Origin of the sequence: Chamaesiphon minutus PCC 6605 (genome assembly GCF_000317145.1) — a bacterium.
Classification (GTDB): Bacteria; Cyanobacteriota; Cyanobacteriia; order Cyanobacteriales; family Chamaesiphonaceae; genus Chamaesiphon; species Chamaesiphon minutus.
The window spans coordinates 1970119-1989741 of sequence record NC_019697.1 but is presented as its reverse complement, the minus strand read 5'-3'; the positions used below and the strand labels follow the sequence as shown (position 1 = coordinate 1989741).

Annotated in this window: 17 protein-coding genes; 5 read left to right on the top strand and 12 right to left on the bottom strand. The window is 44.0% G+C overall.

Annotation, left to right across the window (positions count from 1 at the left end):
• Window positions 1-104 precede the first annotated feature (104 nt).
• A complete protein-coding gene (locus tag CHA6605_RS09195) occupies window positions 105-1211 on the bottom strand; it encodes an alkaline phosphatase family protein (protein ID WP_198288471.1) in 1107 nt (368 codons plus the stop codon).
• A gap of 100 nt (window positions 1212-1311) precedes the next feature.
• Window positions 1312-2196: an undecaprenyl-diphosphate phosphatase gene (locus CHA6605_RS09190; protein ID WP_015159191.1), complete on the bottom strand. Its 885-nt coding sequence runs from the start codon at window positions 2194-2196 to the stop codon at window positions 1312-1314.
• A gap of 214 nt (window positions 2197-2410) precedes the next feature.
• Here CHA6605_RS09190 and CHA6605_RS09185 point away from each other — a divergent pair, with 214 nt between their 5' ends.
• Window positions 2411-3046 (top strand): DUF4337 domain-containing protein, encoded by a 636-nt coding sequence (locus tag CHA6605_RS09185; protein ID WP_015159190.1) that lies wholly within the window; start codon window positions 2411-2413, stop codon window positions 3044-3046.
• 91 nt (window positions 3047-3137) lie between these two features.
• Here the strand turns inward: CHA6605_RS09185 and CHA6605_RS09180 are convergent, their stop codons facing one another.
• From CHA6605_RS09180 to CHA6605_RS09165, 4 genes are all read right to left on the bottom strand, one after another.
• Entirely contained in the window at window positions 3138-4814 is a 1677-nt protein-coding gene (locus CHA6605_RS09180) for a SulP family inorganic anion transporter (RefSeq protein ID WP_015159189.1), read from the bottom strand.
• 29 nt (window positions 4815-4843) lie between these two features.
• The gene (locus tag CHA6605_RS09175) at window positions 4844-6202 is read right to left on the bottom strand and encodes a DUF2252 domain-containing protein (RefSeq protein WP_015159188.1); all 1359 of its coding nucleotides are present in this window, start codon (window positions 6200-6202) and stop codon (window positions 4844-4846) included.
• Window positions 6203-6269: 67 nt separating this feature from the next.
• Window positions 6270-6896 carry a DedA family protein gene (locus CHA6605_RS09170; protein ID WP_015159187.1) on the bottom strand — a complete coding sequence of 209 codons (627 nt, stop codon included), beginning with the start codon at window positions 6894-6896 and terminating at the stop codon, window positions 6270-6272.
• A gap of 171 nt (window positions 6897-7067) precedes the next feature.
• The gene (locus CHA6605_RS09165; RefSeq protein WP_015159186.1) at window positions 7068-10802 is read right to left on the bottom strand and encodes a Pls/PosA family non-ribosomal peptide synthetase; all 3735 of its coding nucleotides are present in this window, start codon (window positions 10800-10802) and stop codon (window positions 7068-7070) included.
• A 266-nt stretch (window positions 10803-11068) separates the two neighbouring features.
• On the opposite strand from CHA6605_RS09165, the gene CHA6605_RS09160 reads away from it, so the two are divergent.
• Entirely contained in the window at window positions 11069-11956 is an 888-nt protein-coding gene (locus CHA6605_RS09160) for an IS982 family transposase (protein ID WP_015329006.1), read from the top strand.
• Between the two features lie 149 nt (window positions 11957-12105).
• Here the strand turns inward: CHA6605_RS09160 and CHA6605_RS09155 are convergent, their stop codons facing one another.
• Together CHA6605_RS09155 and CHA6605_RS09150 are read right to left on the bottom strand one after the other, a co-directional pair.
• Window positions 12106-12447 (bottom strand): AMP-binding protein, encoded by a 342-nt coding sequence (locus tag CHA6605_RS09155; protein WP_015159185.1) that lies wholly within the window; start codon window positions 12445-12447, stop codon window positions 12106-12108.
• 404 nt (window positions 12448-12851) lie between these two features.
• Window positions 12852-13478, bottom strand: a complete 627-nt coding sequence (locus CHA6605_RS09150; protein ID WP_015159184.1) for a DUF4337 domain-containing protein — start codon at window positions 13476-13478, stop codon at window positions 12852-12854.
• Window positions 13479-13534: 56 nt separating this feature from the next.
• Here CHA6605_RS09150 and CHA6605_RS09145 point away from each other — a divergent pair, with 56 nt between their 5' ends.
• Window positions 13535-13990: a DUF2127 domain-containing protein gene (locus tag CHA6605_RS09145; RefSeq protein WP_015159183.1), complete on the top strand. Its 456-nt coding sequence runs from the start codon at window positions 13535-13537 to the stop codon at window positions 13988-13990.
• Window positions 13991-14000: 10 nt separating this feature from the next.
• Here CHA6605_RS09145 and CHA6605_RS09140 read toward each other — a convergent pair whose 3' ends face one another.
• Entirely contained in the window at window positions 14001-14177 is a 177-nt protein-coding gene (locus tag CHA6605_RS09140; RefSeq protein ID WP_232432235.1) for a hypothetical protein, read from the bottom strand.
• A 372-nt stretch (window positions 14178-14549) separates the two neighbouring features.
• Here CHA6605_RS09140 and CHA6605_RS09135 point away from each other — a divergent pair, with 372 nt between their 5' ends.
• Window positions 14550-15272 carry a PrsW family intramembrane metalloprotease gene (locus CHA6605_RS09135; RefSeq protein ID WP_198288470.1) on the top strand — a complete coding sequence of 241 codons (723 nt, stop codon included), beginning with the start codon at window positions 14550-14552 and terminating at the stop codon, window positions 15270-15272.
• A gap of 34 nt (window positions 15273-15306) precedes the next feature.
• On the opposite strand, the gene CHA6605_RS09130 is transcribed toward CHA6605_RS09135, so the two are convergent.
• A complete protein-coding gene (locus CHA6605_RS09130; RefSeq protein ID WP_015159180.1) occupies window positions 15307-15771 on the bottom strand; it encodes a DUF1003 domain-containing protein in 465 nt (154 codons plus the stop codon).
• 8 nt (window positions 15772-15779) lie between these two features.
• On the bottom strand, window positions 15780-17609 hold the full coding sequence (locus CHA6605_RS09125; RefSeq protein WP_015159179.1) for an APC family permease: 1830 nt from the start codon (window positions 17607-17609) through the stop codon (window positions 15780-15782).
• A 93-nt stretch (window positions 17610-17702) separates the two neighbouring features.
• Here CHA6605_RS09125 and CHA6605_RS09120 point away from each other — a divergent pair, with 93 nt between their 5' ends.
• Complete coding sequence (locus CHA6605_RS09120; protein ID WP_232432234.1) at window positions 17703-18596, top strand: HAD-IA family hydrolase; 894 nt, start codon at window positions 17703-17705, stop codon at window positions 18594-18596.
• Window positions 18597-18662: 66 nt separating this feature from the next.
• Here CHA6605_RS09120 and CHA6605_RS09115 read toward each other — a convergent pair whose 3' ends face one another.
• A complete protein-coding gene (locus CHA6605_RS09115) occupies window positions 18663-19433 on the bottom strand; it encodes a sulfite exporter TauE/SafE family protein (RefSeq protein ID WP_015159177.1) in 771 nt (256 codons plus the stop codon).
• Window positions 19434-19623 lie beyond the last annotated feature (190 nt).

The window sequence follows — 19623 nt, the reverse complement described above, 5'->3', positions numbered from 1 at the left end:
CTACTTATTGACTTTTATCGCCTAATCTAAATAGTGTAGAATCTAAATTTGCTAACCTAATTTCTATACTAGTACGATAACCTTTGCCATCATCATGGTGCCTTTCAATTCATACGGGTGACGGGAAGTGCAAATAGTTTCTTCATCGGTTTGACACCTTTATCGAGATCTCCTGCTTCATTCAAATATTCATAAATCCCCAACGCATCTTCAGTCGTGCGAAGTAAAGAATAGTGATTGTAGGGAGTAGGATCGACGATCCCCCGTGCGCCGTGGTTGGTGATGACAATAGTAGCAATATGTCCGCCCCCAAAGTTAGTTGAACCTTTAGGGTCAAAACCACAACAGCCTTGAGGATCTGTTTTTTGAGCGGGATTATTATCTTCATCCCAAGTCAAAACGATCGCACTATTGTCTGGTAAAGACCAAATCGTGGACTTCATAATTTGGTCTACCACCTTACCAATTTGAGCATCACCAGTTTGAATTAATCGGTCTTGATTGGGACATTCTGCCAGACCGTGCATTTCATGGCATTGATTGAGAATAATCTGACTATAGTTAGGTACTTTGCCACTTTTAAGATCTGTTGATAGCCGATCTAAACCTACAATTTTTTGCGTCAAGTCTGGAGCGTCTTGCACGGACTTAAAGTTCATGAATCCATTGTGTTTGACAGCATAGAGAGCACGAATCCCACTCGGAAAAACGACCGCCTTCGAGCCAGGAGCAGGCAGATTTTCAAAGTATCCTTTCCAGGTCAATCCTTTCTGTTTGAGTTGGTCGAGAAGACTTTTAGCTGTAATGGTGTGATTTGCATAGTCAGGTTTGTGGGCATGGGGACAAAAAGCATCGGAGCTAGCAGATTGACAATAAAAAGCATCATCATCATGAATGCCAAAGTTACTGCCACCAAGCATGGCAACATAGTTAGCTTCGCTGGGATGAACTTCGCCGTAAAAATTACTCGCTAGCCCATAGGTTTTAGCAAATTGGTTGATTCTGGGTGCGTTAGGACTGCCGATAATTTGGGCATAGCCTTTATTCTCAGCAACGATCGTAAAAATGTGTTTGTAGTGGGGAATTGCTCGATCTGCTGGCGTGATATTTTTTGAGATGTTGGAGTTAGGGCTATTACTAGCACTGGTCGGTACCCCAATTTGAGGAGATGTATTCGCTAGAGGGGGACGTAAGAAAGAACATCCACTCATCCATGAACCTAGACTCAAAGTACAAAGAGTCATTACGAGGGTGCGCTCGACAGTCATTTAGTGTCATCTCCTATTTATCGATCGATTTAGGACTGAAAATTTAGTGTAAAAAACCTTGCAGCGAGCCGAAAATCAAAAATAAGCCAATCGCTAATCGATACCACACAAAAATCCAGGTGCTCTGACTCTCCAGATAACGCAATAGCCCATAAATAGCCAAAAAAGCCGAGATACTCGCCGAAGTCAATCCTACCATCAGCACAAACCAGCCATTGGCATCGAGTCCAGCTTTGAATAGCGCATGTAACTCTACCGCACCAGCTAAGGTAACTGCGGGCAATCCTAGTAAAAACGAAAACTTGGCAGCAGTTTCGCGTTCCATCCCCAGAAACAACCCCGCCGTGAGTGTCGAACCCGATCGAGATACTCCAGGAATTAGAGCTAGAGCTTGGGCAACCCCAACCAACAAGCCATCATTAAGAGTCAGCTTGCCAAATCCTCGTTCTCTGGTGCCTCGAAGTTCTGCTAAAGCGAGTAATAATGACATGACGATACAAGCAACCCCGATGACGACTAAACCCCGCATGGGCGAATTAGGCGCGTTGAGTGTTTTTTTGAGCAGTAGACCTAAGATACCAAGTGGTAGCGTCCCGATGATGAGTCCTAGAGTCAGTTGGAAATCTCTCGATCGATAATTGCCATCGGCGATCGATCTTATCGTGCCCCCAACTAAGCTCTCAATCTCCTTCCAGAAGTAAGAAAAAACTGCTCCCAGACTTGCCATCTGCATTGCCGCCGAAAAAGCTGTCCCTGGATCTTGCCACCCCAATAGGCTGGGCACGATCCGCATGTGAGCGGTGCTGCTAATGGGCAATAGCTCGGTAATGCCTTGGACGATGCCCAGAATCAAAACCTTAAACCAACCTAACTTGACAAATCCCAGATCGATTGTTTCTGGTGAATTTACAGCTAAAAAATACGCCATCGAAGTTTTTCCTAGTCGAATAATAATGAGATAGCTACAATAAGTATATTTGTAATTAGCTCGGCATATTCGATCGTATAGAATGATTGTCAAGAACTAGGAAAGAGCGTCATATTTTATTTTTCAAATATTTTAGACTTGACGAGTTATTTACTTTTCTCATCTAATCTAGATATGTAAAATCTAAATTGGCTCAAAAGCGATCGCATTAATTATGGAAGAAAATTTGGGCAGAGAACCTGTTGAGATGCAGGACGATACGATCGAAGCATTAAAAGAAATGAAGGAGGAGTTAGCCGAAGAAAGATCCGAGCAACGCCAGGAGCGTCAATCGCTAAACTTAATCGGTTTATCTACAGCTATTTTTTCAACCCTAGCCGCGATTGCGGCGATGCAAGGTGGTTACTTTGCCAATGAAGGGATGTTGTCCCAAATCAAATCGAGCAATAGTTGGGCGCAGTTTCAGGCGAAATCTACCAAGCGGCATATTGAAGAATCCAATATCACGATCTTGCAAGCTCTCCAGAAACCAGTTCCTGCTAAAACAACCACTGAGATCGACAAACTCAATCGGGAGCAAGAGGAGATTGGGCGGGAAGCACAGAAGATCCAAGCTGAATCACAACAGAATTTAGCGCGTCACGAGCTATTTGCGCGGAGTGTTGCAGCATTACAAGTGGGGATTTCGATGGGAGCAATAGCTGCTTTAACTCGGAAACAGGCAATTTGGTATGTGGGCTTGGGGATCGCCACAATTGGAATTGGATTTATGGTGGCGGGAACTTTACCCAGTCAGCAGCAGGCTATTTCTGCTAACTCAGATAAAGTTAGCTTAATTCAGAAGTATTAGTGTAGCTTTAGTAACTAGATTACTTTCCTCATCTACTGTTTATAGCAATATTTAGGCTGCTAAAAGATACTCCTATTCTTGCCCGTAACCCTTAATAAAAAATAGCTAATGCCTCTTCTAAATGGTTGAAAAATCGATCTGTACCGATTAAATCTGTCAGTCCATCTCGATCGAATTGTCTGCGTGGTTCTGGGGGCAAACCAGATATAACAAAAGTGACGTTCTGAGCGGCTAATTCCTTTGCAACATCGCGAATCGTCAGGGATGCCGAGTAGTCAATATCGGTAATCGCTCTGGCTTCTAGAATCAACCACCGCACTGGTGGGTTAGCACTTTTGACTAGTCCCTCAATCTCCTCCGAAAAGAAGGTAGCATTAGCATAAAATAAGTCGCGACTAAACCGATAGATAATCAAACCTGGTGCCGAGACACTGCCCATTTGGACGGGAATCGTTTGCCACAGACGATGTTCATCGGGGATGACGATCGCCGAATGCGGTCGATAGCTATGGCGAACATGTAAGATTAGGGACAACATTACTGCTACGATAATCCCTTCTTTCACACCGATAAACACTACCGTCGCCGCAGTGACGATCGCTAAATAAAATTCTTCACGGTGGGTTTTAAAGATCGATCGCAGTCCTTTGGTATCCACCAATCTCAGTCCGATCGAGAACACAATTGCGGCTAAAACTGGATTGGGTAAGTAGCTAATCGGCTGAGTCAAAAATAAGATGACAACTAGCACGACGGCGACTGTAGCTAGTTGCGCCACTTGGCTGCGTCCGCCTGCGGTATCCACAATTTCAGTTTTCGTCGGGCTACCATTGACGACAAAGGTGCCAGTCAATCCCGCCGCGAGATTTGCTGCGGCTAAACCTTCGAGATCGACATTTTCATTAAAACCCTCGCTATATCTAAAAGCGTAAGCGCGAGAGGTAGCAGCACTTTGGGCGACAATCACGATACAGCAGGATAGGGCAATCCCCAAGATTTGGGGTAGTTCGCTCGCAGAGATCGCGGGTAAACCAATGGCAGGTAAACCACTCGGTACGGCACCCACCACGTTGACACCATGACTGGCAAAGTTAAATTGCCAACTGGCAAAGATCGCGACTACTACAGCCAGCAATGCGCCAGGAAATTTGGGGATAAATCGCTCGAATAACTGAATTGTGATGAGGACGGCCAGAGAAATACCGATCGCGAGATGGTTAGCATGGGGTAAACCCTCGATCGCGGTGAGAATTTGTTGGAGTGGCTGATTTCCGCCCCCCTTGAGATCTAGTAACCCAGTTAATTGACCGATCGCAACTTGAATTCCTACCCCAGTCAAGAAACCGATTAAAACGGTGCGCGAGAGAAAGTCTGCCAGGAACCCCAGCCGAAATACCCGTGCGAGGAACAATATTCCTGCCACCAGGATGGCGACTGCTTCGGCTAAAGCTAAATAATGAGGGTTTCCAACAGGTGCCAATCCAGACAGCCCAGCAGCCAGAATTGCCGCTGTTGCAGAGTCGGCAGCGACGACGAGATGGCGAGAAGAACCCAAGATCGCAAAAATAATCGCTGGAAGTAGGAGCGTATACAGTCCGGTGGCGATCGGGGTGCCGGAAATTTTGGTATATCCCATCACTTCAGGGATACCGATGGCAGCGAGAACGATGCCGCCAATGATGTCATTGCCGATGTTCGCTCGGTTTAAAGGTAAAATTCCTTGAAACAGCCGAGGGCGATGTCTGGCTGGCGGCGGGGGAATATTCATGGTTAGTTTATTTAGATCCGTTGCTATATTTATTCGTCGATCGCCTGAATCTGCCCCGATTTGACTGCATCAACTAATTGTTGATAATCTCGGTCGTTTTGGTCGGCATAAATAACGGCAAAATCGGCGATCGCCCGCTCGAATGTATCGTTTCGACCGAGATAACCACTGATGGCGAATCGATCTCCGGATCGAGCATGACTCCGCGCCAGTGCCCAACCACATAGATGGGCATAGCCACTCAAATCCGCCTCGGACATGCCTTCAATCTCGATCGAAAATTTCATGTCTCGGAGTTGTCGCAGATAGAAGTCATGCCCACTATCGCCCTTCGTCCAACCAAGGAAGAGATCGCTGGCTGCTTGCATCAAGTGTTGCCCTGCTACTACCCGTTGTGCTTGGTTCTGGTAAGTACTTTTCCCGACATAAGGCTCCAGTACCGAGGCACGAGCTTCCTTAATTTGCAAAAATAAGGGGTCGTTATCTGCCGTCACCAATAGGGCAACACCACAGCGGGTACCGATACTGCCCACCCCCACTACTTTCATCGCCACATCAACAATGTGATAGTGGTCTAGTAAAGTGCGCGAATCATCGCGGAGAGTTTGGCGATATTTATGAAAAACCGATAACATTTCTGCGGTCAAGGGATCTTCAGGCGATGGATGGAAAACTAAGGGCGGATTGTCGATAAAACGGCGTTTTCCGGCGATCGTTTCCGTCAATTTGTCCAGTTCCAGCATTGGCTTTAATGCTCGTGCTTTCTCCACTGCTGTTTTGAGTTTCTTCAGCTCTTTGGCACGATCGGTAAATGTCAGCAGAGATTCAACCCCAATATGGGCATACCAGACATCTAGCGCAGTCATTTGGGCATACTCATTCAGGCGATCGCGATAGGATCGTACCGCTGCGAGTACCGCTGTCCGACTGATTTTATCTGAAAATTTGAGCGATCTACCCGCGACCACAATACTGGCGGCTAAACGCTTTACATCCCATTCCCAGGGTGCTGGCAGAGTTTCGTCAAAGTCATTGACATCAAAAACGAGATTTCGTTCTGGAGTGCCATAGCCGCCAAAATTAGACAAATGGCAGTCGCCACAAGTCTGAACTTTGATACCAGTCTGAGGAGTTTCACTCAGATCGAATGCCATGAGACTGGCTGCCCCTCTCAGAAACGTAAACGGAGACACCAGCATCCGCCCATACCGAATCGGCACTAATTCTGGTAATCTGCCCTGGTTGGATTTCTCTAGCATGGCGATCGGATCGGGGCGATGGGGGGCAGGTTGCCACTCTCCATGACTCGATCTCGATACTTGACCTCGAAGTGTTTTGCCCCAAGCAGTGCCTTCTGCACGAGAGAGGGGCGGTAAGCTGTTTGACATTTAGATCGAGTTATAACTGAGGGTTTTAGTGATTATTGAGTTGAGAGCTGAAGTTCGGGTTAACGATCTATTGCCGATCCTGTCTCGCTTTCCAGAGATGGAACATAGATGGAGACAGAGAAATAAACATAATCGACAAAGTAATCGGAATCAAATAACGATCGAGTTGTTCGGGCGGGATAGCTCCGCCGATAAAGTAGCCAAGGAAACTTAACCCTACCGCCCACACAAATCCGCCCAATACATTGTATTGAATGAATGTTACATAACGCATCGCAGCAATTCCAGCAACAATCGGCGCAAATGTACGAACGAAGGGCATAAATCTAGCCAGAATAAGGGCGACTTTACCCTGACGATCGAAAAACTCTTCAGCCGCGAGTAGATGCTTCTTCTTGAATATCTTAGAATCAGGCTTGTCGAATAATTTACGACCCCATTTTTTGCCAAAATAGTAGCCGAAACTATCACCTAAAAATGCTGCAACAAAGCACCCAAATGTCATCACCCAAATATTTAGCGGCGTATTGGGTACAGAACATAAAAATCCCGCCACAAACAGTAGGCTATCACCAGGTAATAACACACCGACTAATAAACCTGATTCAGCAAAAACAATCGACCAAACTAATGGATAACCAAAGGTCTGAATTAGGGTCGGTAAACTAGGCAAATGTGTGAAGTTTAGTTGCATATCAATCTAGGTTTTTACTCAAAATCTATCGAATCAATAATTTACTAAACGAAAGAAAATCGCTCGTAAAATGGGAGCAAAATTCAAAGGATAAAGGCAACTCAGTTAATGTGGTTTAGATGTTTTACAGCTTAGTAAATTTTGATTTTGCATGTATAGTTTGCCTAAGATCTAATCGTAACTACGAGTCACTGGGATACCTTGCCAAGTAGTGGCAGGAGGCAATTTTTCACCTTTCATCACTAATGACATCGGTTGAATGAGTACGTCCTGTTCTAAAACGGTATCATAGAGAATCATCCCCCAACTACCCACTTGAGCGCGGGGATAGAGATGGAGTTTGCCCAATTTCATCACCCGATCTTCAAATAGATGAGTTTGCAGCGTAGAATCCCGATCGAGAATCACGTTATCGTCGATCGTAATCAGATCGAATTCGGTAAAATCGGTGGTTTCGATATAAACATTGCGCCCAATTTTCATCCCCAGCAACCGCAACAGCATCGGTGCGAAGGGCGTACCGAGCAGAAAGAACAAGAATCCAGGCACAATAATCGCTTCGTACAGCCCCGTAATCAACTCTGTACGCCAGATAAAGCTGTTCCATAAGGGAATAGTACCGGAACGATAGCGACCGACGATCGACCATTTTAAGCCGATGACGAAGAAGGTAGAAAGTGCGGTAAATAGGAAATAACAGAACGGAAACCAGAGAAAAACTGCCGCCCAGATCGCTAAATCCCACTCCCAACTTGAATTGGCATCGGCGATTACCGTCAATCCGACTTCTAAGGTAAAGAGAACGATAAAATGGATGCTCCCTGGGAGTGTAACGCGCAAAAACTCGATCGCCAGTCGGATGGCATATAAATAGCGGGGTGGCTTATAAGTTTGTGCCTCTTCATAGCTATCGATAACTTCACGGTGGGGAATATAGATCGCTGGAGAACCCAGCCACGCGGTATCTGGTTGCATGGGTGTATCGCCCACAGGCGGAATCGAAAGGCAACCAATCAGAGAATTATCGGCGATCGTACTGTGTGCGGGAATGAGCGCACCATTACCCACGAAGGTTTGAGAGCCGATTCTCGTTGGGGCTAATTCCATCCATCCTCGATCGACTTTAGCCGCACCTAAAGATACCGTATCGGCGATAAAACTCTCCGATCCGATCGATAGTAAATCGGGTGTAATATTAGTCGCCGTAGATATTTCTGTCCGCGCGCCAATTTTCGCCCCTAACATTCGCAGCCAGGGCAGCAGGTAGAGCGTAGAATAGAGCGTTGGCATCATATCTAAACTCATACTCATCAATCGATCGATCCACCATTTTCGCAATCCAAAACTACTATAAACTGGATAATTACCAGGTTTAATTCGACCCAGCAGAATCCATTTGTAAAGTAAAATTTGAAGGCAAAATATGCCTACAAAGGAGAAGCTACCTAAAATTGCTGCTGGAAGTAATAATTCATCAATTTCGAGTTCCTTGAGTAATTCTTGCCACAATAAAAAGCCTGGAATTGCTGAAATAAAGGGAACTAACCAGACAGCGATTGAGCCGATTAAATAACCCAGTTTTAATAAATTTCCGCACTTAGGTACAGGAGTTAACAGCTCGTCAATCTGACTGCTAGTATTGGGATCTAACTTGGCTGGCGAACCAATCCATGCCTCTCCAGCCGGAATATTCAGACCATTACCTAGATAAGATAAATCGTCAATTCGCGATCGATCTACTAGTTGGGTATGCAGTCCTAACATCGTATTCGAGCCGACAAAACAATCGCGCCCGATCGTAATATTACCAATATTCAGCCTGCCATCGACTATTTCATATCCGACCAAACTAGCACCATCATTGATACTCGTATTTTCACCAATGGTAATTAGATCGGCTGCTACTAGTTCGATTCCCCCCAGATAAACATTTTGACCGAGTTTCACACCCAGTAAGCAGTAATAAGTATTTAATAACGGAGAGCCAGCTAGATATTCGGTAGATACCAGTTTATGTACTTGCTGCATAAACCAAAATCGCCAATAATAGTTGCCCCACAGCGGATAACTACCAGCCTTGTATTTACCGATCGTCAACCATTTCAAGCCAATACTAATCAGGAGTAAACTTGGCTGGATCGATAAAAGTACGATCCCGGATAGAGCTAATGCAGCATATTTGTTCCAGCCATCATCATACAAAATATCAAAGACAGAAAAAGGTAAGACGATCGGAGTGCTATAGATAAAGTAAAGCACATAAATTCCTAAAATCGTCCAAACATGTCCGCTAGGATGTGCTTTGGCGGTCGGGCGTTCGCGCGTTTCTCCATGCTGGGTTGAGGTTGGATGTTGCTGGCGATCTGCCAATGCTGTGGCAAGTTTAGCAACAGTTGGATGTTGATAGATATCTAGTACGGCTAAATCTTGAAATTGAGGATTTTCTCGCAGCTTGGAAATAACGATCGCCGCTAGTAATGAATGTCCGCCCAATTCCTGAAAGAAATCAGCATCGATCGATATGTCACTAATACCTAATATTTCCGACCAGATAAAAGCGATCTTACTTTCAGTTTCATTCGTTGCTTGGCGACCGTTACTGCTCTGGAAATTAACGCCGATATTTTGGGGGTCGGGTAGAGATTTGCGATCTACTTTCCCACTCGGCAAAGTAGGCAGAGATGCTAATATCTCCAGACTTGTCGGTACCATATAGGCAGGCAGCCGCGAGCGCATTGTCTCATAAATTCCGCCTAAGTCTAATTCTGCTAAACTCTGCTTGGGGACTAGATAGGCAATCAACCTGTCGATGTTTGCGACCTTTTTCACGGCAACTACCGCCGCACTCACTCCCGCACATTGCATGATGACCGATTCGATTTCTGAGAGTTCGATCCGAAAGCCGCGCAATTTGACCTGTCCGTCAATCCGACCTAAAAATTGGATCTCACCATCATCATTCCAACTCCCTAAATCTCCGGTTTTATATAAGCGATTTGGGATAATTCTCATCGATTTAGATTCATCTAAATTGATAAATTTCTCGGCGGTTAAATCGGGACGACCGACATAACCTCGCGCTAAACAGATCCCACCAATATAAATTTCCCCCTCGACTCCAGGCGGACATAATTGGAAATCTTCATCTAAAATATACACATAGTAAGTTGGTAAAGCTTTGCCAATGGTGATGACTCGATCGGGATGACATTCTTGATAAGTACTGACTACCGTTGCTTCCGTCGGCCCGTAAGTGTTTAATACTCGTCGCTGGGGATTGCACCAGCGAGATATCAATTCCTGGGGACATTGTTCGCCGCCCAAAATTAGTAACCGAATCGTGGGTACTTCTACCTCCATCATCGCTAGTAAGGTAGGAACGCAAGATAGCACCGTGACCTGCTGCTGTGTCAAAAACTGGGCTAAATCGACCCCCGAACGGGTTTGTTCTACCGAGCCGACAACTAAGGTCGCACCAGCGGCAAAGGTACACCAGACCTCTTCTACCGACGCATCAAAGGCGATCGAGAATCCCTGATAGACGCGATCGTGAGGCTGAATCTGATAAACAGACTCATTTACCACCTGAATATAATTGGTACTGCTACGATGTTCGATCTCGACACCCTTGGGTCTGCCCGTCGAACCTGATGTATAAATGACATAGCTCAAATCGCGCTCGGTCGTACATACAAGGTGGCGATCTAGTCTCTGGGTAGATTCTAGGGCTATTTCCCCCGCCTGAAGATCGACACAAATAACATTGACTACCCCAATTGCTTTTTCTTGAGCTAAATCCTCGATCGTGAGGATTGTTTCAATTCCACCATCACTCAAAATATAATCGATTCGATCGGCTGGATATTCAGGATCTAACCTGAGTTCGATGAGGCTGTGCCTCATCATCAAATCAAGTCTCTGACTGTGCTTGAGTCATAAACATCAATTATTAAAATGAGATATTTCCAAGTCATTATCAATAAGCTTTGATTATTGATAATGACTTGGAAGTAAAACGTCGATCGATAATTACAAATAATTAACAATTAATAAGTTATTAAAAGTTCTGAGGAGCGGTCGGCAAATAAAAGTACAAATAGCATTGCAACCCTTATGTATAATCTCTGATTCTGGTTAAATTAATATATATATTAGAAAACCACACTTAGATGATGGACTTAACCGAACTATTTTGTGAAATAGATGATTTCTGCCAAGATTGGCTAGCAACTTTTTCATCAATATCTTTCCCTGCCAACGGTAATAGCTTACCAAAACGCTGCGGCCTATCACTGAGCGAGGTCATGACTATTTCTATTCATTTCCATCAGTCAAGCTATCGAACATTTAAGGATTATTACCTCAAAAATGTTTGTCAAAACTTAACTGATTATTTTCCAAAGTTGGTTAGTTACAATAGAATGGTGGAGTTGATGCCAAATGTTTTAATAGCTTGCCTTTATTATCTCAACTCTCGTCAAGGTAAGGTGACTGGAATTAGTTTCGTGGATAGCACGGCTATTCCAGTTTGTCACCCAAAAAGAATTAAAAGAAATAAGGTTTTCAAAGAAACTGCCAAGCTGAGTAAGAGTTCTATGGGATGGTACTTTGGATTCAAGCTTCATTTAATTATTAATGATTGCGGAGAGATATTAAGCTGCAAAATCACACCTGGCAATGTCGATGACCGCACACATTTGCCATCAATGACACAGGGAATATCAGGAAAAATATTTGGAGACAAAGGATATATTAAGAAAGAACTATTTGAAGAATTATTAAATAAAGGATTGCAGCTAATTACGCCACTAAAATCTAATATGAAAAACAAGCTCATCTTGATGGATGACAAAATATCACTTCGGAAACGCTCGCTGATTGAAACGGTAAATGACCAGTTAAAAAATATTTGTTATTTAGTCCATTCTCGCCATCGGAGCTTGCATAATTTCATGCTAAATCTGATTACAGCATTAATTGCTTATACTCATCAACCTAAAAAGCCGAGTTTGAAGCTAGATGAGCCTGCTCAAAACTTCTTTAGTATTGTTCCTATTTAGCCGATTATTTATTTATTAACTTAACTCAATATTTTCAATCATTAATCATCTTAATGATGGGTTTTATCGTGCCAAAATTTACATAAAATTTGCTATTAAGCTGAACATGTTGTCACATCTGAGTTCGATGAGGCTATGCCTCATCGAACTCAGGTATCTAGGGGCACGTATGCTCCGCCAGCCTTGAGAATCGCTAAAATGGCGATGTATAATTCTGGCGATCGAGGTATTAATAATCCTACCCGCGCGCCGCACTCCACACCGCGACGGCGCAAATAATGGGCGAGTTGATTCGATTTCGCTTCCACTTCTCCATAGGTGAAGATGCCACCACATTCAAGCTGCATCGCCCCTAGCGAATTGTCAATAGCTGGGGCAAAGGGACATCTATCCGCTTGAGCTTCAAATAACTGGTGCAAGTAGCGGACAATATCGTTCTGTGAGATCTGGTCTTTAATTTTCAGATCTCCTACTCGTTTGCTCAAAGTCATGCGTTATTGTTATCTTTTTGCAGTTTATTGCAGGGGCAAAACTTATCGAGTCAATTCTAACTACTTAACTAAGTAGCCGATCGAGTTTATCAGTTACTGCCAGAGGCTGTCGTTGGCGAAGCCTCTCCTCTGGAGAATCGAACGATCGGGGTCAGAGCAAAGAGCCGACACGATCGGATTGTCTCGATCGAATCGGTCGCTCGACTGGCTTATCCTCTGCTTGCAAGCAGTATATAGATCGATTGTCAAGAACTAGAAAAGATAGAACATTCTTTGGTTTCAAAATATTTTAGACTTGATGAGTTCTTAACTTTTAGTGACTACTCTTAAATTAATAATTATTTTGGTTTAGTTGTTACCGATCTATAGATTATTAATTGTAAGTGCTTCAAAATATTTTTCGACTATTTTTTGACTGACTGAGGAATAGCAAGAATCGGAGCAGCTATACTCGTTGAGGCTGCGGCAAAGATCATAAAAGCAATACCAACTGTACCTAACCCCATGCCCAAGTACCAAATCCGACGGTTGCGGGCAATTACCGCGATCGCACTTAACGAAACTCCCACTTGCAGGGCTGTTATCGCGTAAGAAAAATAATTGTGCTGGCGTAAGTCGTATTGAGATATTGCCTGTAATGTAGTTGCATCGGCTTTAATTTTCACCCGATCGCGTGCTAATTTATTTAGATCTTGCTTGATGGTATTGGGAACAGGTTTTTGTTGAGCTGTAAGCATAATAATCACAGACTCATCTACATGGCGTTTCATCGAGTTAGCCTGAAATTGAGTCAATCTGTCGCTTGCTTGCGACTGGGATACTGATGACGCGTTAGCATAGTATCCGCCCAACATTGCGGCAACGGCTGCCGTACTCGATAAAATAGCTGTAGATACACCAAGCCATTTGAGCCATTTATGTTCTAAATTTTCATTAGCTACTTCAGTATCAAGTTCGGTCTTAACTTCTGCGATCGCCTCTAAAACTTGCTCTTGAAATTCATGGGGTTCCGGCCCTAATCTTTCAGACATAAGCTGCTCCTAATCTATAGGGTAATGAAAAATATCTCACCAACAAAGTTAACTTTATGAAGAAACAACGTCCGACTGCTTTACGACTAATCGTACTTTATAAATGCTTTGTAGCTACTTTGCTTTTCATCACTGCGATCGCGGCGATATTTGTCATGAAGAATCATGAGGAGCTGGCAGAGTTTTCTAGCTCCTACCTACTCAGCACTAAATTATTCATCGTTAAATGGTTGGTAAATAAACTTTTAACCATCGCGCCAAACAGCTTAAAATTGAGCGGAATTGTGGCTGGAGTATATGCTTTAGTAACAGCAATCGAGGCGATCGGATTGTGGTACGAAAAAGAGTGGGCAATGTTACTAGTATTAGGATTAGTCGGGATTAGCATCCCTCCAGAAATATTTGAGTTAATTAGAGGTATTACAGTCCTCAAGTTGCTAGTTTTCTCGATTAACATGGCGATGTTTCTATATTTACTTCGCCATGTTATTGCCACAAAATCTAGAAATTGACCTAATTAAATTAATATAAAGGGTCATCATAAGGAGGAACATCATCAATTTCTTCAACAGTCGAGTAGTGGTTCGCTAGTTGGTGACGATCGTGAGCTGACATACTAGATTTGAATTTAGACCATACCCGCAATCCTGGAATTTTAGCAATTCGATCGGTTAAAAGTGTAAGTTTTGTTGCAAACATATTATTGACAATTATCATAGTGTTGTTAGGGATCGAAACTCGATTGACTTTCCCACAGCTATGGGTAACGATGAGGATTAGCGATCCTGTTATTACTACTAATACTGATGTGAAACTAATAAAAAAGTTCCGCAAATTAGGTAATTAGTCGATCGCCATGACATCAACAGAGTTATTCACTACCAAGCATAGATTGTAAATGTCAAGAACTAGTCAAGTTTGGCAAGTTTATATTTTCTTAACAAATTGAAGATCTCAATGTTGAGATTTAGCTAGTATTATACAAGTAATTTAACGACAAGCACTGTGATGAGATTCATTAGATACAAGTGGCTACAAATATTCATAATTGGGCTATTACTGCTTTATGCAATGCAGCGGGTACTATCAATTACTAATAATCTCAATCTTATCCCTACTATTATCTTACTGGGATCTTTTTTAATACCGATTACTTTTATCACTTATCTCTACGAAACTCTGCCAAATTGGGAAGCAGCTATTCCCGAAATGTTTATTTGTTTTCTTTGGGGCGGAGCCGTCGGTGTTGTAGTTGCAGGTTTTTTAGAATTTAATGTTTTAGAAACACTAGGGTTTTTGCCGATGCTGGCGGTGGGGTTAATTGAGGAAGGTGCTAAATTAATTTTGCCACTAGGATTCTATTTTAGAGGTCGATTGCGTTCTGAAGCCACAGGAATTTTACTAGGTACATCTTCGGCAATGGGTTTTGCGGCAATGGAGACGATGGGATATGCCTTCGTGACGCTGTTACAATCGCGGGGAAATTTATTGGTACTCGATAGCGTCCTATTCGCTCGTGGTGTGTTCTCTCCCGCCGGACATGCAGCTTGGACGGGGCTTGTCTGTGCCGTGTTGTGGAAGCAAAGGTTAAGAAGTGGACACACGGGATTAAATTGGCAAGTGATGGTAGCTTTTTCGACCGCAGTATCACTTCATGCTCTGTGGGATATCTTCAATAGTTTTCGAGGGAATACATTTATTGGCGCACTTAAAATAGAGTTACTAAGTTTACTGATTGCTGGTATTAGCTTAGGGTTACTCAACAAACGTATTGATGAGGCTAAGTCTAGTTAATTTAAGGGGGCAATAATGCCCCATTATTAATCAATTATTCAGGTGTTTTTCTAGATTTCAGTAGCTCCTTAATTTCATCTAAAGCAAGCTGATGATTTTCTAAGTGTTGTAATATTGTCTCGATTTCCTGCTCGGCTTTGATATTAACTTCGTAGTCTGCTTGAGATTTGATGCCATCAAATTTACTCTGGACATTTTGACCGACCATAATTAGTGGCATTAGCATGATTTGAATGAGATTGGATAGGAATAACCAGAGAACAAAAGCCGGAAAAGGATCGAATCTGAGTGAAACTGGTGCGATCGTATTCCAGCCGATCCACACAACCGTCCAAATTAGGATAATAAAGAAAAATCCGATCGTCCCAACTCTTTGAGTGATAACTAATGCTAACTTTTCTGAGGCATTTAAGCCTTGGCTGTGTTCTCGATGGGGTTGGCGAATACTCAATAGCTTGGCTTTGAGCTGGGCGATTGTCAGAGGATGGTGCTGGATCATAGATCTACCTAAAGATAGTATTCAACAGTGGTAATAATTCGGCTGCGGTTTTCTCGCAAGGCAGATTTGAGAAACCAGATGGTTTGATTGTGAAGCAGGTTTTCCCACCAATGACGAGTAACAAAGACTGGAATGACGATCGTACAAAAAGTATGGGGATGGGCGATCTCAAAATTGTGTACGAATTCACTCAATGGTTGGACGATCGAGCGATAAGGCGAATCGAGAATGATTAACGGAATGTCTGGTTCTACACTTTCCCACTGCTGCTGAATTGAGGATCGATCGGTATTATTAACATCGATATGAACGGCAACAATTTCATCGGCAATACTGCGGGTATAGTCTAAGGCTTCGATCGTACCGCGATGCACTCCTCCTACTAATAAAACGGCAGGATGGGAGATTGTATCGATCTGCGGGCGGAGGGGATAGCGATCGTGGTTTAGTTCGGTAATTTGCAACCGTTCGCTCATCCTGTGGTAATGTCGCCTAATTATCAGAAATATCCAAACCACTAAGGGAATTAAAATCGTTACTAGCCAAGCTCCTTCGACAAACTTGGTACTAACAATAATAGTAAACACGATCGTCGTCACTATTGCGCCCAAACCATTAATTACCGCACTGGTGCGCCAGCCCCGTTCCTTAGTTCTAAACCAGTGTCTTACCATTCCCGCTTGCGAGAGGGTAAACGACGTAAATACCCCAACGGCATATAGGGGAATAATCGCATTTACATTACCGCGAAATACAACAATCAACACAGCAGCTAGTAAACTCAGTAGCAAAATTCCATTAGAAAAAACCAATCGATCGCCTTGCAGCATCAACTGTCGCGGTAAAAACCGATCGCGAGCTAACAGCGAAGCCAAGCGCGGAAAATCCGCATAGCTGGTGTTGGCAGCTAAAACCAGAATCAGTAATGTAGCAATTTGCAGGAAGTAGTAAAAAAAACCGTTCCCGAAAATCTGTCGCCCTAGCTGGGAAACCACGGTTTGTCCATCTACAGGCACGATCTGACGAACGTTGGCGAGATAGGTAATGCCCAAGAACATACTACCTAGCAACCCACTCATAATTAGCAATGTCGAACGGGCATTTTTCCACTCCGGCGGATGGAATGCTAATACTCCATTAGAAATTGCCTCTACCCCAGTCATCGCAGTACAACCTGCGGCAAATGCCCGTAAAATCAAAAAGACACTCAGAGATTCTTTTACTGGCATGTTAGGTGCGATCGTTGTCGGGCTGTTCCCTTGCACTAAACCCACTAAAATCAAGACAAAGATGCTGACGATAAAAACATAAGTTGGCACGACGAACAATCGACCAGATTCGCGCAAACCCCGCAGATTAGCCAGGGCGATAAAAACGATCGCCAGCAGACAAAGCTCGACAGTGAAAGGATACAGGCTGGGAACCGCCGAGGTGAGCGCGGCAATACCTGCGGCGATGCTGACGGTAACAGTCAAGATGTAATCGATCGTTAAAGCTGCTGCTGCCAATAAACCTGGATAAAGTCCTAAATTTTCCCGTGCGACGGTGTAAGCACCACCCCCTGATGGATAGGCACGAATCGTCTGACGGTAGGAAAGGGTTACAACTACCAACAGCCCGATAATTCCTAGAGCAATGGGTAGTGACAGCCCCAATACGCCGCTACCTGCTAAGACGAGGACGTGTAAAATCTCTTCGGTAGCATAGGCAACTGAGGAAAGTGCATCGGAAGACAACACAGCTAAGGCAGTCGGGATACTCAGCCGCTCTTGACTAGCAGCACTAGTAGGGAGAGATGGCCCGATCGCATACCGTTTGAGACGCGAATAAAAAGACATAGAGTAGGAAGTAGACGATCGACTTATTAATTCTACTCTTACATTTGCAAGATCGATATAAATAAATTCAGCTAACTTGATAAGTAGCCAAATTTGAGCGAACTATTTCAAAATCTTTTCGACTTCTTTACTTTCTATTCATACACTGAAATTAAGAAATTAAACATTCGATCGCTATTGGGGTTTAGTCCTCCGTTACGACATCATCGATCGGTTTTATATTTCTGGCTTTTCAATCGACTGGGTGAAACAACCCAAGATGCTGTTGCGATTATGTTGCAAATAACCTCATTCAAACAAACTCAACCACTAAATACCGATCTCAAACCCCGACTGATTATTTTTGACTTTGATGGTACCTTGGCAGATAGTCTCGTCATCATGATAGACATTACCAATCGGCTTGCGTCGGAGTTTGGTTACAAACAGTTGAGCGACGATTTCATTGCTACTCTCAAATATCTCAGTCCTTGGGAAATAGTCCGCGCCATCGATGTGGCGTTGTGGAAAATCCCGTGGATCGTGCAGCGCGTCAGACAAGAATTTTACACTGAAGCCAAACGGGTAGAACTGTTTTCAGGCATTGTCGAGTTAGTCGAACGACTCAAAGCCGAACACTATCGGTTGGGGATCGTCAGTTCCAATTCCGAAGCTAATATTCACGCCGTACTACGTCAGTATGGCATCGAGCATCGATTCGATTTTGTCACGAGTGCTAGTACTTTCGGCAAAGGTAGAGCGATCTCCAAAGTGATAAAACAAAGCAACATCGAGCGAGCTAATGCAGTTTATGTAGGCGACGAAATTCGCGATATCCGCGCCGCTCGGTCGGTTGGGATAAAGATCGTTGCTGTAAGCTGGGGTTTCAACGATCCCACCGCCCTACTCCAGCAGAAACCAGATCTGCTAATTGCCGAGCCTGCTGACTTACTCTCAGCGATCGATCGCCTGTATTCTCCAGCAATTCTTTCGTTCCCTGCATCATAGCCATCCAATCGATCGATCTTAGCGTTTGCACAACTTTTCTTGGCGCAATTTGACTGTACGGTTGCTTCATTTTGGTAGCAAGCTAGTAATCTCTATGTAGCCAAAATATAGTGCTAGGGCAATTAAAAATAGGCTATAAAGACGAGTCAAAATTGGAGTGGGTAAATGTAGAGCCAGTTGACTTCCTAAATAAGTAAACGGAAAAACTCCGATCGCCAACCATCCCGTCAAGACCCAATCGATGTGTCCTAAAGCAGTATGAACGATCGTCGAAGGCAGTGCCATCAGAGCTACAGTTGCCAGAGAAGTTGCCAAGGCAGCTCTCAGCTCTAGCCCGATTCCGAGTTGATAGAACGGGACGAGCAGCAATCCGCCACCATTAGCCAGCAATCCATTAATTAACCCCACTAGCGGCGACCAGTAGGGCACGATCCGCTCGTTTAATTTCGCCCTCGGTTCGGGCGTAGCTCGATTTCGGAGTCCACTTAACCCATACATCCCCACGCCGAGAATAAACAATGCCGTGAATAGCATCAGCACAGTTCCATGCAGAAATTTTGTCAGCAAAGATCCCGCAATTACTCCAGGACTACCCCACAAGCTGGTTGATACAGCAATTCGCCAGTGAATCAGGTGAGTATTTCGATACGCGATCGCACCGCCAATCGCACTGGGTAAGGTTAGTGGCAGCGGACTCGCTAGCGCAATCAACGCAGGTAGCCCCAGTAACCGCAGAATCGGCGTACCGATGGAACTACCGCCCAAACCAAACAGCCCCGAACAAAAGCCCATCCCCGATCCAACCACCACTTCGATCGACCAAGGCAGTGAAGTCATAAGTCTCACCTTTACGTCTTAATTTCGATGCTAGCCCGAACTTTTATAACTTCAGGCTTGGACTAGCATCATCATAGTCGAATAAATCAAAGTGTGCCAAACCAATCGAAAGTAAGCAAAATTGTACTCACAATTATCTCCGATAGGCTACGCCAACGACAAATCTTTTCGAGTTCTTGACATTTGTTAT